Annotated in this window: 21 protein-coding genes; 17 read left to right on the top strand and 4 right to left on the bottom strand. The window is 29.5% G+C overall.

Annotation, left to right across the window (positions count from 1 at the left end; all coding sequences use genetic code 11):
- The first annotated feature begins 222 nt into the window (after positions 1-222).
- The 6 genes from B3W71_RS15265 to B3W71_RS15240 all read left to right on the top strand — a co-directional run bounded on the left by B3W71_RS15265 (position 223) and on the right by B3W71_RS15240 (position 8,530).
- On the top strand, positions 223-777 hold the full coding sequence (locus B3W71_RS15265) for a hypothetical protein (protein WP_346889797.1): 555 nt from the start codon (positions 223-225) through the stop codon (positions 775-777).
- Positions 778-1,202: 425 nt separating this feature from the next.
- Positions 1,203-2,405, top strand: coding sequence for a sodium/glutamate symporter (gene gltS, locus B3W71_RS15260; RefSeq protein ID WP_346889796.1), 1,203 nt, complete (start codon positions 1,203-1,205; stop codon positions 2,403-2,405).
- Between the two features lie 728 nt (positions 2,406-3,133).
- Positions 3,134-4,576: an aminoacyl-histidine dipeptidase gene (locus tag B3W71_RS15255; RefSeq protein WP_346889795.1), complete on the top strand. Its 1,443-nt coding sequence runs from the start codon at positions 3,134-3,136 to the stop codon at positions 4,574-4,576.
- A gap of 238 nt (positions 4,577-4,814) precedes the next feature.
- Entirely contained in the window at positions 4,815-6,746 is a 1,932-nt protein-coding gene (locus B3W71_RS15250; RefSeq protein ID WP_346889794.1) for an OPT family oligopeptide transporter, read from the top strand.
- 191 nt (positions 6,747-6,937) lie between these two features.
- The gene (locus tag B3W71_RS15245; protein WP_346889793.1) at positions 6,938-7,333 is read left to right on the top strand and encodes a PqqD family peptide modification chaperone; all 396 of its coding nucleotides are present in this window, start codon (positions 6,938-6,940) and stop codon (positions 7,331-7,333) included.
- Positions 7,334-7,669: 336 nt separating this feature from the next.
- Positions 7,670-8,530 carry an undecaprenyl-diphosphate phosphatase gene (locus B3W71_RS15240; protein WP_346889792.1) on the top strand — a complete coding sequence of 287 codons (861 nt, stop codon included), beginning with the start codon at positions 7,670-7,672 and terminating at the stop codon, positions 8,528-8,530.
- A gap of 78 nt (positions 8,531-8,608) precedes the next feature.
- Here B3W71_RS15240 and B3W71_RS15235 read toward each other — a convergent pair whose 3' ends face one another.
- Both B3W71_RS15235 and B3W71_RS15230 read right to left on the bottom strand, forming a co-directional pair.
- Positions 8,609-9,451: a TPM domain-containing protein gene (locus B3W71_RS15235; RefSeq protein WP_346889791.1), complete on the bottom strand. Its 843-nt coding sequence runs from the start codon at positions 9,449-9,451 to the stop codon at positions 8,609-8,611.
- Between the two features lie 2 nt (positions 9,452-9,453).
- Complete coding sequence (locus B3W71_RS15230; RefSeq protein ID WP_346889790.1) at positions 9,454-10,023, bottom strand: LemA family protein; 570 nt, start codon at positions 10,021-10,023, stop codon at positions 9,454-9,456.
- Between the two features lie 823 nt (positions 10,024-10,846).
- Between B3W71_RS15230 and B3W71_RS15225 the strand changes: the two genes are divergently transcribed.
- The 8 genes from B3W71_RS15225 (at position 10,847) to B3W71_RS15190 (ending at position 16,634) form a co-directional block, all read left to right on the top strand.
- Positions 10,847-11,332 (top strand): GNAT family N-acetyltransferase, encoded by a 486-nt coding sequence (locus tag B3W71_RS15225; protein ID WP_346889789.1) that lies wholly within the window; start codon positions 10,847-10,849, stop codon positions 11,330-11,332.
- 79 nt (positions 11,333-11,411) lie between these two features.
- Positions 11,412-12,917, top strand: a complete 1,506-nt coding sequence (locus B3W71_RS15220; RefSeq protein ID WP_346889788.1) for a carboxypeptidase M32 — start codon at positions 11,412-11,414, stop codon at positions 12,915-12,917.
- Between the two features lie 85 nt (positions 12,918-13,002).
- Positions 13,003-13,179 (top strand): GNAT family protein, encoded by a 177-nt coding sequence (locus tag B3W71_RS15215; RefSeq protein ID WP_346889817.1) that lies wholly within the window; start codon positions 13,003-13,005, stop codon positions 13,177-13,179.
- Positions 13,180-13,185: 6 nt separating this feature from the next.
- Positions 13,186-13,329, top strand: coding sequence for a hypothetical protein (locus tag B3W71_RS15210; protein WP_346889787.1), 144 nt, complete (start codon positions 13,186-13,188; stop codon positions 13,327-13,329).
- 309 nt (positions 13,330-13,638) lie between these two features.
- Positions 13,639-13,959, top strand: a complete 321-nt coding sequence (locus tag B3W71_RS15205) for a rhodanese-like domain-containing protein (protein ID WP_346889786.1) — start codon at positions 13,639-13,641, stop codon at positions 13,957-13,959.
- Positions 13,960-13,982: 23 nt separating this feature from the next.
- On the top strand, positions 13,983-15,683 hold the full coding sequence (locus tag B3W71_RS15200; protein ID WP_346889785.1) for an FAD-dependent oxidoreductase: 1,701 nt from the start codon (positions 13,983-13,985) through the stop codon (positions 15,681-15,683).
- Between the two features lie 193 nt (positions 15,684-15,876).
- Entirely contained in the window at positions 15,877-16,263 is a 387-nt protein-coding gene (locus B3W71_RS15195; protein WP_346889784.1) for a metalloregulator ArsR/SmtB family transcription factor, read from the top strand.
- Positions 16,263-16,634 (top strand): NifB/NifX family molybdenum-iron cluster-binding protein, encoded by a 372-nt coding sequence (locus B3W71_RS15190; protein ID WP_346889783.1) that lies wholly within the window; start codon positions 16,263-16,265, stop codon positions 16,632-16,634. Before B3W71_RS15195 ends, B3W71_RS15190 begins: the two co-directional genes overlap by 1 nt.
- Positions 16,635-16,783: 149 nt before the next feature.
- Here B3W71_RS15190 and B3W71_RS15185 read toward each other — a convergent pair whose 3' ends face one another.
- Both B3W71_RS15185 and uvsE read right to left on the bottom strand, forming a co-directional pair.
- Complete coding sequence (locus B3W71_RS15185) at positions 16,784-17,722, bottom strand: AEC family transporter (protein ID WP_346889782.1); 939 nt, start codon at positions 17,720-17,722, stop codon at positions 16,784-16,786.
- A 217-nt stretch (positions 17,723-17,939) separates the two neighbouring features.
- Positions 17,940-18,839 (bottom strand): UV DNA damage repair endonuclease UvsE, encoded by a 900-nt coding sequence (uvsE, locus tag B3W71_RS15180; protein WP_346889781.1) that lies wholly within the window; start codon positions 18,837-18,839, stop codon positions 17,940-17,942.
- 204 nt (positions 18,840-19,043) lie between these two features.
- Here uvsE and B3W71_RS15175 point away from each other — a divergent pair, with 204 nt between their 5' ends.
- The 3 genes from B3W71_RS15175 (at position 19,044) to hydG (ending at position 21,832) form a co-directional block, all read left to right on the top strand.
- Positions 19,044-19,820, top strand: a complete 777-nt coding sequence (locus B3W71_RS15175; RefSeq protein ID WP_346889780.1) for an endonuclease/exonuclease/phosphatase family protein — start codon at positions 19,044-19,046, stop codon at positions 19,818-19,820.
- A 260-nt stretch (positions 19,821-20,080) separates the two neighbouring features.
- The gene (locus B3W71_RS15170) at positions 20,081-20,326 is read left to right on the top strand and encodes a TM1266 family iron-only hydrogenase system putative regulator (protein ID WP_346889779.1); all 246 of its coding nucleotides are present in this window, start codon (positions 20,081-20,083) and stop codon (positions 20,324-20,326) included.
- 87 nt (positions 20,327-20,413) lie between these two features.
- Positions 20,414-21,832 (top strand): [FeFe] hydrogenase H-cluster radical SAM maturase HydG, encoded by a 1,419-nt coding sequence (hydG, locus tag B3W71_RS15165; protein WP_346889778.1) that lies wholly within the window; start codon positions 20,414-20,416, stop codon positions 21,830-21,832.
- The last annotated feature ends 12 nt before the right edge of the window (positions 21,833-21,844 follow it).

The following is a 21,844-nucleotide window of genomic DNA, read 5'->3' as shown; positions in this document are numbered from 1 at the left end:
TTTCAGATGCCTAATATATAAAATTTTAACTATAAAACTATACAAAAAGTTTTAAAGTTAACTTAAAGATTATATTACACTTTAAGACGATCTTTTATCTAATTTGAATTTTTTAATTATAAATATAAAACAATTGAAAATTATGGTATAATATTATAAAAATGAATGTTATACATAAAGATATTAATCGAAAAATGTAAAAATATAGAGAGAAGGTTTGACATGTTTGAAAAAATTGAAGAATTAGTATCTCAAATTCAGCAAGATACTCAAACAATAAAAGAAAAAAAATCTATATTACTTAATATGAAAATGAAAGAAGTTATGTATATAATAGATACTTCTATTAAGTGGATTGAGTTTGATTCCATAAGTGGAATAAGGAAATTTAGCTTCAATACTGAATTTCATAGTATATTGGACTTTATAAATTTATGTTCACATGCTATTAAAGTAGAGGAATATAAAAGTGGAAGTAAACCATTTAAGTGTTATATGAATGAAAAAGAAGGTATTTATGAGTTGTGGCTTTTATGGAATAAGGAATTTTGTGTTACCCGTGTAGCTAATGAGTACTCTCCAGAGCTGGGAAGATTTATTGAAACACGGGAAGTTGAACAATATGGAAGATGTGCCTTTGATATGTACGAAGTTAATTTCATATGGGACATGGATTGTATTGTTAGGAGCATAATAAATAATTTAAATAAAACTGCAACGAAAACTAAAGTTATAAGAGAACAACTAGAATCACAAATGAGAAACTCAAAGCTCTAAGGTAATCCCTCTAGAGCTTGTATCTACTTCCTTTAATTTTGAAATGATATAAAACATTCTACATTAGATTTATTAACTACATTTCTATCTAATGTTATAACCATAACTTTTATCCACTTATATTCCATTTTAATATTATTATACCACCATATAAATGTGTATATATTTGCACAATAAAAATAACAATAAGAATACAAAACTTAAAAAGAGAAATTATATATGAAAAGTTTACTTAGAGGTACTTTATTTTAATCATTATTGATGGCATATTGAATGAAGAAGATGGTGTGGTTGATAATGAATATTCTTGGTATTCTTAATATTCTGATATTAAAAAAGTCCTTGATAACATTCGAATAATTTGGTAGTCTGAATCTAATATATTTATGCACTAAGATGTATACAAGATGAAAGGATAAAAATTTATGGAATTAACATTAGACATTTTTCAAACGATGGCTCTAGCTTCTATTGTTTTTTATTTAGGAAAATATTTAAAAGTAAAAATACCTATATTATCAAAGTATTGCATACCGGCTCCAGTGGTAGGAGGACTTATTTTCGCAATACTTATGTTAATATTTAGAGTAACAGGATTTGCAACTATTAACTTGGATGTAACTCTACAAAATATTTTTATGACTGCCTTTTTTACTAGTGTTGGATTTACAGCTAGTATTAAAATATTAAAAAAGGGTGGTATAAAGGTAGTTACCTTCTTAATTCTATCAATATTATTAGTAATTTTACAAAATATAGTTGGAGTTACTCTAGCAACTCTGTTTAATTTAGAGCCTTTACTAGGACTTTGTACAGGGTCTATTCCAATGATAGGAGGACATGGAACAGCAGGTTCATTTGGGCCTATTATAGAAGAGATGGGTATTGCTGGAGCAACTACTGTATCCTTTGCGTCTGCAACCTTTGGATTAGTCATGGGAAGTATAATTGGAGGATTGGTTGCTAGAACTTTGATTATGCGTCATAAACTTAATACTCCTATTAAGGCAGATAGTGATGATAAGGCTACTTCATTAGGAGATTTTAATGAAGATAATCAGGATATACTGTGCCATAAAAGATTAATGGCAGGTGCATCATGGCTTTTTATAGCTATGGGAATAGGATCAATAATATCAAATTTAATTCAGGGAATAGGGTTAACATTTCCATCTTATATTGGAGCTATGCTTGTAGCAGCAGTGATAAGAAATATTTGTGACGCTAAAAAGATTGATTTAGTAGAAAAGGAAATCGAGGCCATTGGAGGAATTAGTTTATCATTCTTTTTATCTATGGCTCTTATGGGATTAAAGTTATGGGAACTATTTGATTTGGCAGTTCCAATGATTATTATGCTAATTGCTCAGACGGTTCTTATGGGAGTATTTACATACTTTATAACCTTCAGAATTATGGGAAAGGATTATGATGCGGCAGTTTTTGCATCTGCGAATTGTGGATTTGGTATGGGGGCTACACCAAATGCAGTAGCTAACATGGATGCTCTTTCTAATAAGTTTGGATTTGCACCTACACCATATTTTGTAGTACCAATTGTAGGATGTTTATTTATTGATTTTGTGAATTCTGCAATTATTACATTATTTATAAATATAATTCATTGAGGATATATTTAGTTTTTATATAAATTAATTTAAAATGTAAAAAATTGAAGGAAAAGAAACATATTTTTAAAAATTTAAATATATATTGCTTTTTATTAACTTAAAATGCATGAATTAGAGCATGAAAATATAATATATATATATAGTGATAAAAGTTTTGTCATATAAAGTCGAAAACCAGATGGAGAATATTCTAATTAAAGTGACGTGTTATTAAAAAAAAGTGTGGCACAAAGAATTCATAAATATTAGAGAAGATCAAGGTTGATAAAAAATGTAAAATTTATATAAATGTATAATTATACAAAAATATTTATGAAAGATTAGATGTTTTGGGAAGGTGTATATTCACTGATGATAAATTATAATATTTTTATGAATTTTAAAACGTTACTTTTTTCGTGTATACTACGGTATTCTAAATATGATTATAAAATTGAGTCTTATAGCTGTATAAATATTAGATTGTAGGCTTTAATTTGATGTACTTTAAAAGTATAATGCATTAATATACGTTAAAAATTTTTATTGATACTTTTTTAATTAGATATAAAATATAAGATTTTAATATTATTTAAGGTTAAAAGTTAATAATATGTATACGAAAATATGTTGACTTTATACATATGTAAGTATAAAATTAATTTAAATTAAAAAGATTAACAACATAATATTTAGCAATATAATATATTGTTGAATTATGTAGAATAAATAATGGAGGGATTTTTATGTCTATATTAAAAGGATTAAATCCAGAAAAAGTTTTTAGTTATTTTGAAGAATTAACTAAAATACCTCATGGTTCAGGTAATGAAAAGGTTATCAGCAATTACTTGGTTAACTTTGGTAAAGAAAGAGGCCTTGATGTTATACAAGATGAAGAATTAAATGTAATCATTAAAAAACCTGCTACAGTAGGATATGAAAATGCACCAACAGTAATAATCCAAGGTCACATGGACATGGTTTGTGAAAAAAATAAAGATAAAGTACATGACTTTGAAAATGATCCACTAGAACTTAGAATCGATGGAGACTATATTTATGCTAATGGAACAACATTAGGAGCAGATAATGGAATAGCAGTAGCTTATGGATTAGCTGTTTTAGATTCAAATGATTTGAAACACCCAGCTATAGAATTATTTGTTACTACTGGTGAAGAAACAGGTATGTATGGTGCTATAGCTATAGATCCTAAAAACCTTAATGGAAAAGTATTATTAAACATTGACTCAGAAGAAGAAGGAATATTCCTAGTAAGCTGTGCTGGTGGAGTTACTAACTATGTAAATATAAACAATCAATGGGAAGATGCTTCTAATGAAGCTTTAAAATTAGAAGTTAAAGGCTTAAAAGGCGGTCACTCTGGTATGGAAATAATAAAACAAAGAGGAAATGCTAATAAGCTTATGGGAAGATTATTAAATGCTATAGATAAAGAAGTGGATTTTAATATTTCTCATATAAGTGGAGGAGCTAAAAATAATGCAATTCCACGTGAAGCAGAAGCTACAATTACAGTAGCAGCTAAAGATGTAGAAAAAGTTAAAGAAATAGCTTTAAAATCATTAGAAATATTTAAAACAGAACTAAGAATACAAGATCCAGATGTAACTGTAATAGTTGAAAAATCAGAGGCTAATAAACAATTAACTAAAGAAGTAACTGAAAAAATAGTTTCTTATTTAGTAGTAGCTCCAAATGGAATTCAAACTATGAGCGAAGATATTAAGGGCTTAGTTGAAAGTAGTCTTAATCTAGGAGTAATAGAGTTCAGCGAAGAAAAAGTTACTTTCGTTTCTGCTGTAAGAAGTTCTGTAAAAACATTGAAAAATGCGATTACAGATAGAATAGATGTTTTAGCAAAATTAGTTGGTGCTGAAGTTATTAATGATTCAGATTATCCAGAATGGCAATATGAACCAAACTCACCAATAAGAGATTTATGTATAGAAACTTATAAAAATATTACTGGTGAAGAGCCAAAAATAGATGCTATTCACGCAGGTCTTGAATGTGGACTTCTAAAAGAAAAAATGCCAGAAGTAGATATGATAAGTTTTGGACCAAATCTATTTGATGTACACACTCCAAATGAACATATGAGCATATCATCTGTTGAGAGAGTATGGAACTTTGTAAAAGCATTACTAGAAAATATTAAATAAATATCTAAGGTAAATCTTATTTTAGATATTTAGATAAAATTTTAGAATAACGTAAAGTTATTATGTAAAAAGAACTTAATTCAGGCATCCTGAAAAAGTACTAATCAATGTGTTTATATCTTTATCAGAATTATGATAAAGGCAGATATAGTTTTATAATAAATTTAACTTTTAAACATAGAAATTAGTAACTTCTTTAGGGTGCCTTGTTAGAGAGTAAAAAAGGAGGAGAAAATTAATGAGCCAAGAAAAAAGAAAATTATCTCAAAATGCTTATGGTGGTTGTAAAGGCGAAGAATATGTTCCTTTCGTCCCAACATCAATGGCAATGCCTGAAACGACAGGTTACTCAATTATTTTAGGTATTATTTTAGCATGTCTTTTTGCCGCAGCTAATACGTATCTTGGACTAAAAGTTGGTATGACAATATCAGCTGGTATTCCTGGAGCTATTATTGCAACTGGAGTATTAAAAGGAATGTTTAAAAGAAATAACATTCTAGAGGCTAACGTAGTAGCATCTCTAGCTGCTATGGGAGAATCTCTTGCTGGTGGTGTTATATTTATTTTACCAGCATTAATTCTATGGGGATTAAAATTAAGTGTTCTAACTGTTGTTATTGTTACTATTATTGGAGGCCTTATGGGTGTATTCTTTATTACACCACTTAGAAAATATCTAATAGTTGAAGAACATGGAAACTTAATTTATCCAGAAGGTATGGCTGCAGCTGAGGTTCTTGTAACTGGTAGTGAAGGTGGACAAGGCTTTAAAACAGTTATGACTGGGCTTGGAGTTGGAGCTGGATACAAACTTTTTTCAGGTGGATTTGCACTTTGGGGAGAGCAAGCTACTTATGTTATTAAAAGCTATCAAGGTACAATGATGGGATTTGATACTTTAGCATCACTTTTAGGTGTTGGATTCATAGTTGGTACTAGAGCATCTCTACTTATGTTTGGTGGTTCTGTTATAGCTTGGTTCGCACTTATACCATTAATTAAATTCTTAGGAGCTGGACTTGTAGCACCGCTATTCCCAGCTACTAAAATTATAGCTGAGATGAGCGCTAATGAAATCTGGGCTAGCTACATTAAGTATATAGGTGCTGGAGCCGTGGCAATGGGAGGAATTATATCTCTTGTTAAGTCTATTCCAACTATAATAACAAGCTTTAAACAAGCAATGGGAGGAATAGGTGCTGGTGGAAATGGAAAAGTTAGTAGAATTGATTTAGAAGCACCTCTTACTTGGGTTATTTTAGCAGCTGCTTTCGGATTTGCATTAACTTGGTTATTACCAATGATTAACGGTGGATTTATAGGTGGAATCCTGGCAGTTGTATTCAGCTTCTTCTTTGCTGTTGTTTCAGCTAGAATGGTTGGTATAATTGGAGCATCTAACAACCCAGTTTCTGGTATGACTATAGCTACAATGTTATTTGTAACTACTATAATTAAATTAACTGGTGGAGTAAGTCAAGAATATATGACTAAAGCTGTATTAATAGGTGGAGTTGTTTGCGTTGCTATAGCAGTAGCTGGTGGAGCAGCACAAAGCTTAAAAACTACATTTATTATAGGTGGTACTCCTAAGAAAGTTCAATTAGGAATGTTTATCGCACTTTCAGTAGCTGGTGTTTTTGCAGCACTTGTAATTAACATGCTAGACACTGCTTATGGAATAGGTTCTGCAGAAGTAGCAGCACCACAAGCTACACTTATGAAAATGATCGTTGAAGGTATTATGACAGCCCAATTACCATGGACACTAATAATAATTGGTGCGGCAATTGCATTATTCTGTGAAATGGCTAGTGTATCAATACTACCAGTTGCACTTGGAATATATCTTCCAATAACTTTAAATGCTGCTATCTTAGTTGGTGGAATTATCAGAGAAATCGTTGAAAGAAAATTCGCTAAGGATAAGGATAGAAGAGGAGAAGTTGTTGAAAAAGGAACTCTTCTTGCCTCAGGTCTAGTTGCAGGAGATGCATTAATGGGTATAGTAGTAGCTGGGCTAGCAGCTGCTCAAGTAAATATAGCATTTGGTAAGAATTTCTTACCAGGAATAACTCAAAGTAATCTATTTGCTTTCATAATGTTCTTATTATTAGGAGCATGGATTTACATGTTCTCTTGTAAAAAAGACAAGGCTGTTAAGTAATTATCCTTACTAAAAACACTTATATAATATATAATAATTTAAAAATCGCTTTGCCACAGGTAAAGGCTATCTGTGGACAAGCGATTTTAATATACTATAATAACTATTTATTGTACATAATAAAGGATGATTATTAAGTTGATAGAATATCTTATATTTATTAGTTGTAAATAAGTTAGGAGGAATTTTGCATGAAAAATAAGAAAAAACAAGAGAAATTAGAAAATCAAGCACAAGATACAAAACATAACTTTGCTCTTTATGTACCTGAGATTAAGAATATACATTGGGAAGAAAGAGATGGCAAGGTTGTTATACATATAAAAGTTACTGACCCAGTTAAAAAATTTCTAGCTTGGATGGTTAAAAGAACTCCTGAAACTCAATTAGAACTAGATGAGAGATGTTCTACAGTATGGAGATACATAGATGGAAAAAGAACCGTCTATGATATCGCAAAGCTCATGGCAGAGACTTATAAGGAAAGTGTAGATGGAGAATTATATAGATTAGTAACTTACTTAAAGTATATATCTAAAAGAGGTTGGATAAAGTTTAAGGAATATGGTAAGGATGTTGAAATTTAATCTTTATCTCACAATGTAATTAAGGGCTGTTTTAAAAGAGGCTAAGTGCTAGAGAAATTAAGACTTAGTGTTTTTTTAGATAGTCCTTATATTTTGTTTTAAAATAAGAAATTCAATTTAAAAATGTTAGAATATTAAAAAGCTTAGTAATAGGTATTTTTAACATAAAATTTAAAATTTCAATAGATATGTAGACAGAAGGTATGACAGGGCTTAAGGTTGATAACCTTACATAATTGAAAGTTATATGTAAGGTTATCCTCTTGTCCTATTTCTCTATGTGATGTAAACTATATGTATGTCAAAATCAGTAGAAGTAAGAGGGAGTGAAAATTAGTGGGTTTAGATTTGATATTTATATTAAAGGCAATTATCATTGCAGTTGTAGAAGGATTGACAGAGTTTATTCCAGTATCGTCTACAGGGCATATGATATTAGTTGGTAACATTATAAACTTCCAAGGTGAGTTTGCTAAAATGTTTGAAGTAGTTATTCAATTAGGAGCAATACTTGCGGTAGTGGTATTATTTTGGAAGAAAATTAAAGATAGTGTAATAGAATTTTTTAAATACATATTTACCAAAGGTAAGAAAGGTGAAACGGGTTTTAGATTCGGAATAAATGTATTAATTGGATGTATTCCAATGGGAATAGTAGGAGTAGTATTTTATAAGCAAATTAAAAGTTTATTTAACCTTCAATCTGTAATTGTTGGGTTAATAGTAGGAGGATTCTTATTACTTATAGTGGAAAACTTCTTTAGGAAAAGACAGAAAAAGACTGTTAAAGATATAGACGATATTACACCTATACAAGCATTAAAAGTAGGAATATTCCAAGTTCTTGCTGTATGGCCAGGTATGTCAAGAAGTGCATCTACTATAATTGGAGGATGGATTGCAGGACTTTCAACTCCTATAGCAGCAGAATTCTCATTTTTCTTAGCAGTACCTGCTATGGTGGGAGCATCAGCTAAGGATTTATTTGAATTTGACTATTCTATTATGACTCCAACTTTATGGGTTGCATTAATAGTTGGATTTATCGTTGCTTTTATAGTATCAATAATAGTTATGGATAAATTCATTACTTTCTTAAAGAAAAAGCCAATGAGAGTATTTGCAATATACAGAATAGCAGTAGGTGTATTGTTTGCAGTATTAGTATTTACAAACGTTATTACTTCAATGGCTTAAGTGAACAATAATTTGAAATAAAATAAAGAGAACAAATTCATTATAAAAATGAGTTTGTTCTCTTTTTAAAATTAATAACTACCAACCACCAGAGGAACCTCCACCACCAGAAGAACCACCACCGAAGCCACCAAAACCGCCTCCACCGGAAGATCCACCACCAGAACCACCGAAGCCACCAAAACCTCCACCACCGGAAGAACCGCCTCCGCCAGAACCATTTCTAGGACCTCTACCACTCCAAAATAGAATTTGTAGCACTGAAGATAGGAATCTACCCCTATTAAAGAGCAAATCTCCTAATATAGATATGGCAAGGAGTATCCATAGAATTTTACTAACAAAGCCATTAGCATAAGTATCTTTTTCACTAGGCATTGATACATTCAAGGATTTATCTAAGGTGACACCGTATTCCTTACTAGTGTAATCACATAGAACACTATAGCTATTCAGAATACCCTCACTATAATTTCCATCTATAAAACTTGGTTTTGCAATGGAAGTCATAACTCTACTAGATAGTGCATCTGGTATGGCACCCTCAAGACCTCTACCTACCTCTACTCTCCATTGTCTGTCCTCTACAGCTACAAGAATTAAAAGACCGTTATCTTTGCCTGCTTCACCTATTCCCCAATTTCTAAAAAGTTTATTACTATAGTCTTCAATGGGAACTTTATTTAGTGAGTTTAAAATAACAACTACAGCTTGAGCACCAGTTTTATCCTCAAGCTCCTTACCTAAGGAAACTATTTTATTGGCATCTTCACTGTTTATAATACCAACATAATCATTTAAATATTTATATTTAGTTGGACTAGGGTAAGTATCTTCTGCTAATACACTAGAAGAAAAGAATAGCAGTATAACAACAAGTAAAGAAAGGCAGTGCTTTAAAAATTTACTTTTGCTCTTCATCTTTATTTAGAAAAGTCTACAGAAGGGACTTCTGCAGCACCTGCACTTGCTTTGTAAAATGGTTTTTCGTCAAAGCCGAATAATGAAGAAACTATGTTAGTAGGAAATTTCAAGATTTTCGTATTATATGTTGTTACTGCATTGTTATAATCTTGCCTAGCAATGGCAATTCTATTTTCTGTTCCTTCTAATTGTACTGATAAATCTAAGAAATTTTGGTTAGATTTTAAGTCAGGATAATTCTCCACTACTACTAATAATCTAGAAAGAGCATTAGATAATTCAGTATCTGCAGCTGCTTGTTCTGATATGTTTGTAGCCCCTGCAAGTTTAGCTCTAGCATCAGCTATTTCTGTAAATATATCCTTTTCTTGAGTTGCATATCCCTTTACTGTATTAACTAGGTTAGGGATTAAATCTGATCTTCTTTGAAGTTGAGTATCAATATTTGATTCTGCTGCATTAACTCCTTGTCTAAGAGAAGTTAAATTATTATAACTTCCAACTAAAAATACAGCAATAATAATTACAATAATTATTATAGGAAGGAAAACCTTCATATTCTTTTTCATGTACTTATTCTCCTTTCAGTTTTTAATTTAGTATATGTTTTAATTTCACATATTATATATAAATTAATTATATTCTTAATAAGATTTAATTAGGAATATAAAGTAAGTATTGTAAGATTAAAACTATAACTATATATTATATTTATTATAATCAAGGGAAATTACAAAATCAATATAAATAAGAAAATCCTGTGCTTGCACAGGATTTTATGTTATTAAAATTTACTTTCACTTATAATCGGGGGGATTATTTATGAAGTATTATTTTACTTATTTCATTAGGGGTTCCACTTTTAATATTATTTTTAATTAATATTAAAAGTGGTTTACTTATTTCAGGGATTAACTTATTTCATTTATAAATATTTACTCTATATTAGAAATATTAAATAAAACTATTTTGAGAGATTAAGTATTTCCTATATAATTCTGGGGGGATTACTTTAAGAAATACTTATTATCTCCTGTTAATATATATAATAAGGATATATTGTGACATCCATGTGACAAATTTATGAGAAGATTATAAATAATTTTAGAAGGAAATTAATGTGATTTAAATATTAATGATATATATAGTTGAGATTTAGGCGTTTAAATTAATAGTTAAAGTTAAGTTCATTTAATGTAAAATGGACATATAAATAAATTTAGTTGAATATTTCACAATTTAATAGTAAAATATTACCAATACAGTATATGGGAATTTATAGGACATAACAAAATATAAACGATTATAAGTTTAATGGTTTATAGATATAAGGATATATTTATGATGATTATAGAGCCAATATGATATTTTGAGAGATAAGGGGGAAATATTGTGAAGGATATAAAGATTGAATTAGCAACAATAGAAGATATTCATAAAGTGATGAAGATATTAAATGAGGTTACAGAAGATTTATTAGATAAGGACATAAATCAGTGGGAATATCCGTGGAAAGAGGAAGTTATAAAAGAGGATATAATAAAATCTAGAATATTTTTAGTTGTATATGAAGGAGTAATTATAGGTACGTTTTCAATAAGGGAATTAGATGATCAAGATAATGCATTTTATAGAGGTGTAGAAGGGAAATACCTATATAGAATAGCCATATTACCAAGGACACAGGGGTTAGGGTTTGGAGTAACTATGTTAAATTTAATAAGAGAGAGTGAAACTCTCAATAGGAATAATTTGTATTTAGATTGTTGGGCTGGTAACAAGAAACTAAGGAATTTTTACTTAGAATCAGGATTTATTTATATGGGAGATTATCCAGAGGATGACTATTATATTAGTATCTATAAACTTAGTAAATAACTATGGAATTATATTGAAAATAAAGATATAATTAGCTTGAAGGTAAATTATGTAATATAACCTGGAAGGAGTGGAAAGAATGGAGAAAATTGATAAAAAGTTAAATGAGGTAAAAGAGCATATTAAAAACCTAACTTATTTAATTCATGCACAAAGTTTAATACAGTGGGATATGCAAACAGGTATACCATCTAAGGCCATAGATGGAAGAATTGAAGTACTTGGATACTTATATTCTGAATATATAAAACTTATGAATTCTCCAAAGGTTGGGGAGTGGTTAGAGTACTTCTCAGACAAAATGGACAAACTATCATTTAAGGATAAAAAAATTATAGAAAGCTTAAAAAGAGATTATGAAGAATTTATAAAAATACCGCCTGAAAGAAATAAGGAGTATCAAATGTTATGCTCTGCATCAGAAGCCTTTTGGAAAAAAGCTAAGGCTAATAATGACTATGAAGGATTTAAGCCATATTTAGCAAAGATAATAGATTTTAATAAAGAGTTCGCTGGATATGTAGGATATGAAGGAAATATCTATAATAAATGTTTAGATGACTATGAAAGAGGATTGACTGTAGAAAAGGTAGATAAAGTATTTAAAGAGATGAGAGACGGTATAGTTGAGCTTTTAGAGAAAGTCAAATCTTCTAAGGTTAAAATAGATGAATCCTTCTTTAAAAGGTATTTTTCTGCTAAAGATCAAGACGAGTTTGGAAAATTCGTTTTAGATAAATTAGGATATGATTTTGAGGCTGGGAGATTAGATACTACAGTTCACCCGTTTACAACTAACTTTGGAAATAAAGATGTTAGAATAACAACAAGCTATGATGAACATGATTTTAGGAGCGCATTCTTTAGTAATATACATGAAGGTGGACATGGTATTTATGAACAAAACTCAGCAGATGATCTAGAATATACAGGGATTTCTGGAGGAACTTCCATGGGGATACATGAATCTCAATCTAGATACTATGAAAATATCCTAGGGAGAAGTAAAGAATTTTGGTCTTATTTCTATCCAGAGGTTCAAAAGAGATTTCCTCAATTTGAAGGTGTCACTTTAGAAGAGTTTTATAAAGCAATAAATAAGGTAGAGCCTTCTTTAATTAGAATAGAAGCAGATGAATTAACATATAGTATCCATATTATAATTAGGTATGAATTAGAAAGAGCATTGATGAATGATGAAATCACAGTAGATGAGTTACCAGCTGTTTGGAATAAGAAATATAAAGATTACTTAGGTGTGGAGCCTAAAAGTGATTCAGAAGGGGTACTTCAGGATACTCACTGGGGTTCAGGATTAATCGGATATTTCCCAAGCTATGCTCTTGGTAATTTATATGGAGCTCAATTCTTAAATAAAATGAAAAAAGATATACCTACCTATGATGAAGAGGTTGAGAATGGTAACTTTACAATTATAAAAGAATGGTTAAGAGAAAATATCCATCAGTTTGGTTCTCTTTATACTCCATCAGAGCTTATTGTAAAAGTAACAGGAGAAGAGTTAAATCCTAAATATTTCTTAGAATATTTGAATAAAAAGTATGGAGAAATCTACGAATTATAAGTGACACTCCAAATTTTATATTTGGTCAGTGGAACTTACTCATTCGAACGCATGTGAGAAGGAGTTTCATTAAAATACAAAAAACATAGAGACTTTTTCATTTAATGAAAGAGCTATTAATTTATGCAAGAAGATTGGTTTTAAAGAAATAGGTAGAAGAAGAAATGCTATCATATATGGAAATAATGAATTCGATGAAGTTTTTATGGATATATTGAATACGGATTTTCATGAATTAATTATATGTGAAGCATTAAAATAATATTATATGCCACTTATTTGTGCTAATGTAAAATTCATTGATGCGGAGACTGAAATTAAATTTAAAAATATAGAAGGGATATATTCTAAAGTTGAGATGGAATTAAATAAAAAAGATTTAGATAGAGATGCTATAGATAAATATATATAAGAAAATTTAGAAAAGCAAAATGGAATATATATTTTAAAACATAAAACTAAAGTTGAAGTAATTTATTGGGACGTTTAAATTAATAATATGAACTTTATTATTTTCAATATTTAGGATAAACACATAAGAAATAAGAGTTATAATCACGTATGGTTATAACTCTTATCTCTTATTATACAAATTTATATATAATAGTAGATGAGTTAGTTAGCATTATGTGAGTAAGTCACATAAAACTAAGAATAATTGATGTAAAGTATACATATAAAGAAACAAATTAAAGATTTAACTAACTTAGGAGGAATTAAAATGTTCAATTTCTTTAGAAGAGATAGTGGTAAAGTTATAAACATTAATGATATGAATAATTTAATAGGGAAAGTTAATTTAATAGATATTAGAGAAGTATATGAATATAGAAGTGGAAGTTTAAAATCAGCTAAAAACATTCCAAGGGGAAATCTTTTAGGTAATCCAGATAAATACCTTAAGAAGAATGAAGAATATTATCTTATGTGTCAATCAGGTTCTAGAAGTTCTCTAGCATGTAGTAGACTAGTTAAGCAAGGATTTAATGTAACAAATGTAATAGGTGGCTTTGGTGCTTATGTAGGTACTAAAAGAAAATAATTTTAAATTAGGAGGAATATATGATGAAGAGAAAGATTTTAATAGTTGGTGGAGTAGCTGGAGGAGCATCTGCAGCAACTAGATTGAGAAGAAATAATGAAGAGGATAAAATAATAATGTTTGAAAAAGGTCCTCACGTATCCTTTTCCAATTGCTCACTGCCATATCATTTAAGTGGTGTTGTAGATGAAGCTAGTAAATTAGTTTTGATGAAGCCAGAAAAATTTATGGCTCAATATAATATTGAAGCAAGAGTTAATAATGAAGTTATTTTCATTGATAGAAAGAATAAAGAAGTAGTTGTTAGAGATTTAACTACAGAGAAGGAATATAAAGAAGATTATGATAAGCTAATACTTTCCCCAGGAGCAAAACCAATTGTGCCTAATATACAAGGGATTGATAGTGTAAATGTATTTACAGTTAGAAATGTAATAGATATAGACAAACTAAATAAATTTATAAAGAATCTTGATATAAAGGATGTTGCTGTAATAGGTGGAGGCTATATTGGAGTAGAGGTAGCAGAAAATCTGAGGGGAGCAGGATATAATGTATCTTTAATAGAAGCTACAGAGCAGATATTAAGGCCTTTTGACTATGATATGGTACAAATTTTTCATAAAGAAATGTATGATAATGGAGTTAATTTAATTTTAGGAGATAAGGTAGAAAGTTTTGAAGAAGATAAAGTTGTTTTAGCCTCAGGAAAAAAAGTAAATGCCAAGGCTATTATCATGGCTATTGGAGTTGCACCAGAGATTCATCTAGCTAAGGAGGCTGGATTAGATATTGGAAGTACTGGAGCTATAAAGGTAGATCAAAACTATAGAACTAATGATAAAGACATATATGCAGTAGGAGATGCTATAGAAATATATAATGAATTAACTCATTCTATGACAAAGCTATCCTTAGCAGGACCTGCTCAAAAAGAAGCTAGATCAGTAGCAGATCATATTAATAATAAACCAGCTCTAAATAAGGGATATATAGGCTCATCAGCTATAAAGGTGTTTAACTATAATGGGGCATCTACAGGCTTAAATGAATCCTTAATTAAAGTTTCAAATATGAATATAAATTATGAGGTGGTAAGACTTATTGCTTCAGATAAAGTTGGACTTATGCCAGAAGCAGAAATGCTTCATTTTAAGTTGTTATTTGAAGTTCCAACAGGAAAGATATTAGGAGCTCAAGCTATAGGAAAGGGCAATGTATCAAAACGAATTGATGTCATAGCTACAGCTATAAAATTTGGAGGTACTGTAGAAAATCTTAAAGATTTAGAATTATGCTATGCACCACCCTTTGGAACGGCTAAAGATGTAGTTAATTTAGCAGGATATATAGGCTCTAACTTATTAAATGGAGATTTTAAACAAGTTCAACCAGACAAGCTTAGATACTTAATTAAAGAAGGTGCATATATATTAGATGTTAGAGAGAATGTGGAATATGAGAGAGCACATATCAAAGGTGCAAAAAATATACCTTTAAGTGAGCTTAGAAGCAGATTTAATGAAATACCTAAAGATGAAGATGTCTATGTTCATTGTAGAACAGGTCAAAGAAGCTATAATGCAGTTTTAGCATTACAACAGTTAGGATTCAATAATGTATATAATGTAACTGGTAGTTTTTTAGCTTTATCATTCTATGAATATTTCAATGATAAAACTACAGATAGAGATAGTATAGTTACTGAATATAATTTTAACTAGTTGTAATAAAGACAATATAATTCAGAAATTAACTCATATACTAAATAAGATATAAAGTAAGAAGTCACCTAATTTAGTCAAGGTGACTTCTTATTTTATTGAATATTTTAAATTAGGTTGAAATATTTAATTAAGAGTATTATAATTTAGTTAAGTAAATGCTTAATTAAATTATAATACTAAAGGAGCATATATGATAGAAAGTATAAAGGTATTTAAAGCTATTGGAGATGAAACAAGAATAAAGATATTAGTTCTACTATCTAAAAAAAATATTTGTGCAAAAGGAATAGCTAAGCATTTAGAGATTTCTGAAGCTGCGGTATCACAGCATATTAAAATTCTTAAAGAAGTAGATTTAGTTATAGGTTATAAAAGAGGATATCATGTAATCTATGACTTGAATAAGAAAGTTTTAGAAAGAGCTATAGAGTTTATAAATGTATTAATTACTGATGACATATGCTCAATAGATGATAAGTTTAATGTAAGTATAGAAAAATTTGATGCTTTGCAATGTAAAAGAGAGTGCAAAGCAGGAAAAGGTTGTTGTAAAAAGAGATTAGAGGAGGAGTATTAATGAAAGTTTGTTTTCCAGTTAAATCCAATGAAGGGATGGAAAGTGTTCCATATGGGCATTTTGGAACAGCTCCAATGTTTGTAGTATGTAATCTAGAAACTAATGAAGTAAAGACTATAGGAAATGGTGATTTAGGTCATGAGCATGGTAAGTGTCAACCAATGAAGGCATTATCAGGAGAAGTTGTAGATGCAGTAGTTGTAGATGGAATTGGTCAAGGAGCTATAGTTAAATTAAACTCTTTAGGAATAAAGGTATATAAAGCTGTAGAAGGAAATATAAGTGTAAATTTAGATAAGTTAAGCAAAGGTGAGCTAGCAGAATTCTCTATGAATCATACATGTAGCCATGATGGATGTAATCACCACTAAAATATAATTTAAAATAAAAGAGCTGTATGAAAATAGANNTCTATTTTCATACAGCTCTTTTTAATATTAAATCTTCATCAATATTTAAGTAAAATACATGCTCTATAAATATTAATAAATTATACTTACAAAATAAAATATACTAATCTTTAAATAAAGCTAAATTGTTTTAAGGTAAATATCCATAGAAATACGGTAAGTATGCAAGAAGCTGAAGTAAACACCACTATTTGAGCAGCTAAATCACTGTCACCATCCATTTTTTGAGCCATGGTAAAAGAAGAGATGGCAGTAGGTGATGCAAAGATAAGCATCAAAGCTAAAAGTTCTACATCTCTAAAACCTAACCATATACTTATAGGCATAAGAATAAGTGGAACTATGACAAGTCTACCAGTTACACCTATTATGGTTTGTCTTAAATGAGTTTTTACATCAGTGAAAGCAAAGGAACCTCCTAGCAAGATAAGAGAAAGCGGTGTAGCTATTTTAGATATATCACTTACTGATTTTTCGATAGCTATAGGAAGTTTTATTTCTAAGACAAGAAAACATATACCAATCACTGATGCTATAATTAAAGGATTAGTGATAATTCCTTTTAAAGTATTTTTAATATCTAATTTTCCGCATCTGAAAATTTCTAAGGAGATTACTGCTAACATATTAAAAAGCGGTACAATAGTTGCTATTAGTATAGCTACCATTCCAACTTTCTCATCGCTAAATAGTGAAGATGCCACAGGTAAACCAAATATTACGAAGTTACTACGAAAGATACCCTGTATTAAAACACCACGTTTTTTATTATCTTTTTCAATGAAAGGAATGAAAATACATAGTATTACAAATGTAATTGTTACGCTTAAAAGTGCAAAACATATTAATTTAAGATTTATAGCCCCATTTAAATCTGTTTTATATATATTATAAAACAACAGTAGGGGGAGAAAAACTTTAAAGGTGATGTTATTCATAACCTTTAAAGTATTGTCATCAAACATTTTTAAGCATTTCAGTACATATCCTAAAGCCATGGTAAGAAATAAGGGTAAAACTACATTAATCGATAAAATTAAATTTTCCATAATTTATGTCCTTTCTAGTCTTTCATTAAGCTACTTATACATGTAGTATGCTTGTCCTAGTTAATTGTACATAAAATTAAATGAATTTTCAATCAACGGATATATAACGATTTATATGACAAACTTTGGAAGGAATAATATATTTTAAAAAGATAAGCTTCATAAAATAGTTCATTAATATTTATTTATGATTATACTATTTTATGAAGCATTGTTTTTAAATGTTTAAAAAGCTTTTTAAGTTTAATACAGCTAGCTCTTTCATTTTAGCTTCTACCATTAAATCTATAGTAATGCTAGAAGTAATATCACAAAAGGAGAAAAAGTCTCCAGGAGATATATAGTCAGCATGACGTTTATCTTTATAGCTATCAATGCCAGTGCTTATATGGCACTTAGGAAATAGGTTAGTATTATACCAACTATTAGCTATGTCAGGTATAAGGTCTTTTATATCTAAATCACCATCATTTTTACAGTTATGGTGATGAATATCTAAAACTATAGGTATACCACAGAGGTTTGAAATTTTCAAAACATCCTTCAAAGAGTAAGATACATCATCATTTTCTAATCTTAAATACTTACTAATATCTATTGGAAGAGAATTGAAAGTATCAATGAATCTTTCTATAGCTAGTGATTTATCTCCATATACACCACCAGTATGTATTATTAAATCAGAACCTGCCATCATATCTAAAAGCTCTTTATGATATATTAGATTTTCAATAGAATTTGATACAACCTGTTTTTTGGGACTATTAAGTACAGTAAATTGGTCAGAATGCATTGAAAGTCTAATATTATTTTTGATCACGATATCTTTTATTTCATTTAAAGTATTCACAATATTTTTATCAGCGTACCATCTAAAAGAAAAATCTTTTAAAATATCTTTATGAGTTGCAAATGGAATCATTTTAGAAGTGGCTCTATACATAAGTATGTTATTTTCAACATTCCAAAGAAGAGTTTCCTTGGTTAAATTTAGATTATGAAGAATAATATCCTTTAAATATGGAATTCCGTTAGTATATATAGAATTTAATCTACAATCTTTAAAGTTATTTTCAAGTGAAGTATTAATGCAAGCATAGCCTATACGATTTATCATAATATAAATTACTCCTTAAGTTTAATCTAAAAGCATAATAAGAATTAATTATATGTTATACAAAGTGAACTAAATATATTACTATCAACATAGATTTATATTAAAATGTATAAAATATAAATAAACTTATTCAAGATTTTACAAAGATATAGGATCGGACTGGTATAATTGGAATATAAATAATCTGGCAAGGGGATTAAAATAATGAGAGTTATGACTTTTAATTTAAGGACAGACTTTATCTTGGACATAAATAATAGATGGAAGGATAGGTCACATATTGCTTGTGAGTTAATTACTAAACATGAATGCGATATAATAGGAGTACAGGAGTTTACTAGTTCAATGTATGAAGATATTTCAAGAGAATTATCAAATTATAGAATAGTAGGTAAACCAAGAGCAAAGAAAATATCCTCAGAGAGAAATGATATTTTAGTATCTGAAAAGCATGAGATTCTGGAAAGTAATACATTTTGGTTATCAGAATCACCAGAAGAAGTAGGTTCTTCTATATGGTATTCTGTATATCCTAGAATATGTACAACTGCAGTGATAAGGCTAAGTAACAATAAGGTTTTAAGAGTTTATAATACTCACTTAGATTGCTTCTTCCCAAAGGCTAGACAGTATGGACTAAACAAAATAGAGCATTATATAGGAAGACAATATGAAGAAGATGGATTACCAGTTATACTCATGGGAGATTTTAATGCCACACCTAATAGTAAACTTATTAAAAAATTCTCTGAAAGTACAGCCAGTAATAAAAAATTCATAGCCGTTCAGGAGTCTGAAAGAAATATATATAATATGTCAACTATGAGTAAGTTTAAGGGAAGTAAAAAGGGGAGACATATTGATTATATATTTGTTTCAGAGGACTTTGATATAATAAATACTGAGATAGTAGATTATAATAATTTAGGGAAGTATCCTTCAGATCATTATCCTATATTGGCTGATTTAAAAGTAAGATAATTAAAATAGCAGTTATCTTATTTTTAGATAAAAAATTTTAACTGTTTAAGTAAGAATTGATAATATTTTTAATCAGTGTTAATATAAAAATATAATATAACTCTAAAGAATTTATCTAAGGAGAAAGATTAATTAAATTAAATCGTTCTGAAGTACATGAGGGTTAGCCCAAATGATAAGGCGGTATCATAGGATAGCTATATACTATCTCTGCGCTCTTTTGGGGTGCAGAGATTATTTTTTTGAAAGGAGTATAGGCTTTGGAAACAAGAATCGCATTGATTGGTATTATAGTGGAGGATACTACGGCCACAGAAAAATTAAACAATATTTTACATGACTATGGACAATATATTGTTGGGAGAATGGGAGTACCATATCGCGACAAGGAGGTGTGTATTATCAGCGTAATAATAGATGCAACTAATGATATTATTAGTTCATTATCTGGTAAATTAGGTATGCTTGATGGTATCACTGTAAAAACGATCTATTCAAAGAAATAGAATAATTACTAGATATAAAGCAGAACGAGCTAGGTGGATATTAAAATAAAGTACTTAAAAATTTTATTAAGAAAGAAGAGTAGATGTATGTATAATGTGGAATCTAAGATAGCTACCGAATTTATTGATAATGGAGAAATATTATCAACCCTTGAATATGCTAAAGAAAATAAAGGGAATAAGGATTTAATCAATAAAATTATAGAGAAAGCTAGGGAGTGTAAAGGTTTAAGCCATGAAGAGGCAGCTGTACTACTTGAATGTGATTTAGAAGAAGAAAATAAAAAAATAGAAGAACTAGCTATGGAGATAAAGAATAAATTTTACGGTAATCGTATAGTAATGTTTGCTCCATTATATCTTTCGAATTACTGTATTAATGGATGTATATATTGTCCTTATCACCATGGAAATAAACATATAGCTAGAAAAAAACTTACTCAAGAAGAAATTAAGAAGGAAGTAATTGCATTGCAGGATCTTGGACATAAAAGACTTGCATTAGAAACTGGAGAAGATCCAGAAAATTCACCTATAGAGTATGTATTAGAAAGCATAAAAACAATATATAGTATAAAACATAAGAATGGAGCTATAAGAAGAGTAAATGTAAATATTGCAGCTACTACTGTTGAAAACTATAGAAAATTAAAAGATGCTGGAATAGGAACATATATATTATTCCAAGAAACATATAATAAAAAGCTATATGAGGAACTACACCCAACAGGACCAAAACATAATTATAATTATCACACTGAGGCTATGGACAGAGCCATGGAGGGTGGAATAGATGACGTCGGGATAGGAGTTCTATTTGGATTAAATATGTACAAGTATGACTTTGTAGGATTACTTATGCATGCAGAGCATCTTGAAGCTGCTATGGGAGTAGGACCACACACTATTAGTGTACCAAGAATTTGTCATGCAGATGATGTAAATCCAGAAGACTTTACTAATGGAATCTCAGATGATATATTTGCAAAGATTGTAGCAGTTTTACGTATTTCAGTACCTTATACAGGAATTATTGTTTCCACAAGAGAATCTCAAAAATCTAGAGAAAGAGTACTTCATCTTGGAGTTTCTCAAATTAGTGGAGCATCATGTACAAGTGTTGGAGGATATGCTCAGAAGGAAAAGGAAGAAGAAAATTCAGCACAATTTGATATCAGCGATACAAGAACTTTAGATGAGATTGTAAACTGGCTACTTGGTATGGGGTATATACCTAGCTTCTGTACTGCTTGTTACCGTGAAGGCAGAACCGGAGATAGATTTATGCAGTTAGTAAAATCAGGTCAAATTTCTAACTGTTGTTTACCTAATGCCCTTATGACATTAAAGGAGTATCTAGAAGATTATGCATCTGAAAATACAAAGGCTAAAGGAGAAGAAGTTATTAGAAATCAGATTATGCAAATTCCTAATGCTAAAGTTAAAGGAATTGTAGAAGAACATTTAAAAGAGCTTAATGAAGGAAAAAGAGATTTTAGATTCTAGATAATAAGAAAT

It is taken from the genome of Clostridium sp. UBA1056, assembly GCA_002316385.1.
Lineage (GTDB): Bacteria > Bacillota > Clostridia > Clostridiales > Clostridiaceae > Clostridium_J.
Note: the sequence above shows the minus strand (reverse complement) of the source record. Positions and strands in the feature narration are given on the sequence as shown.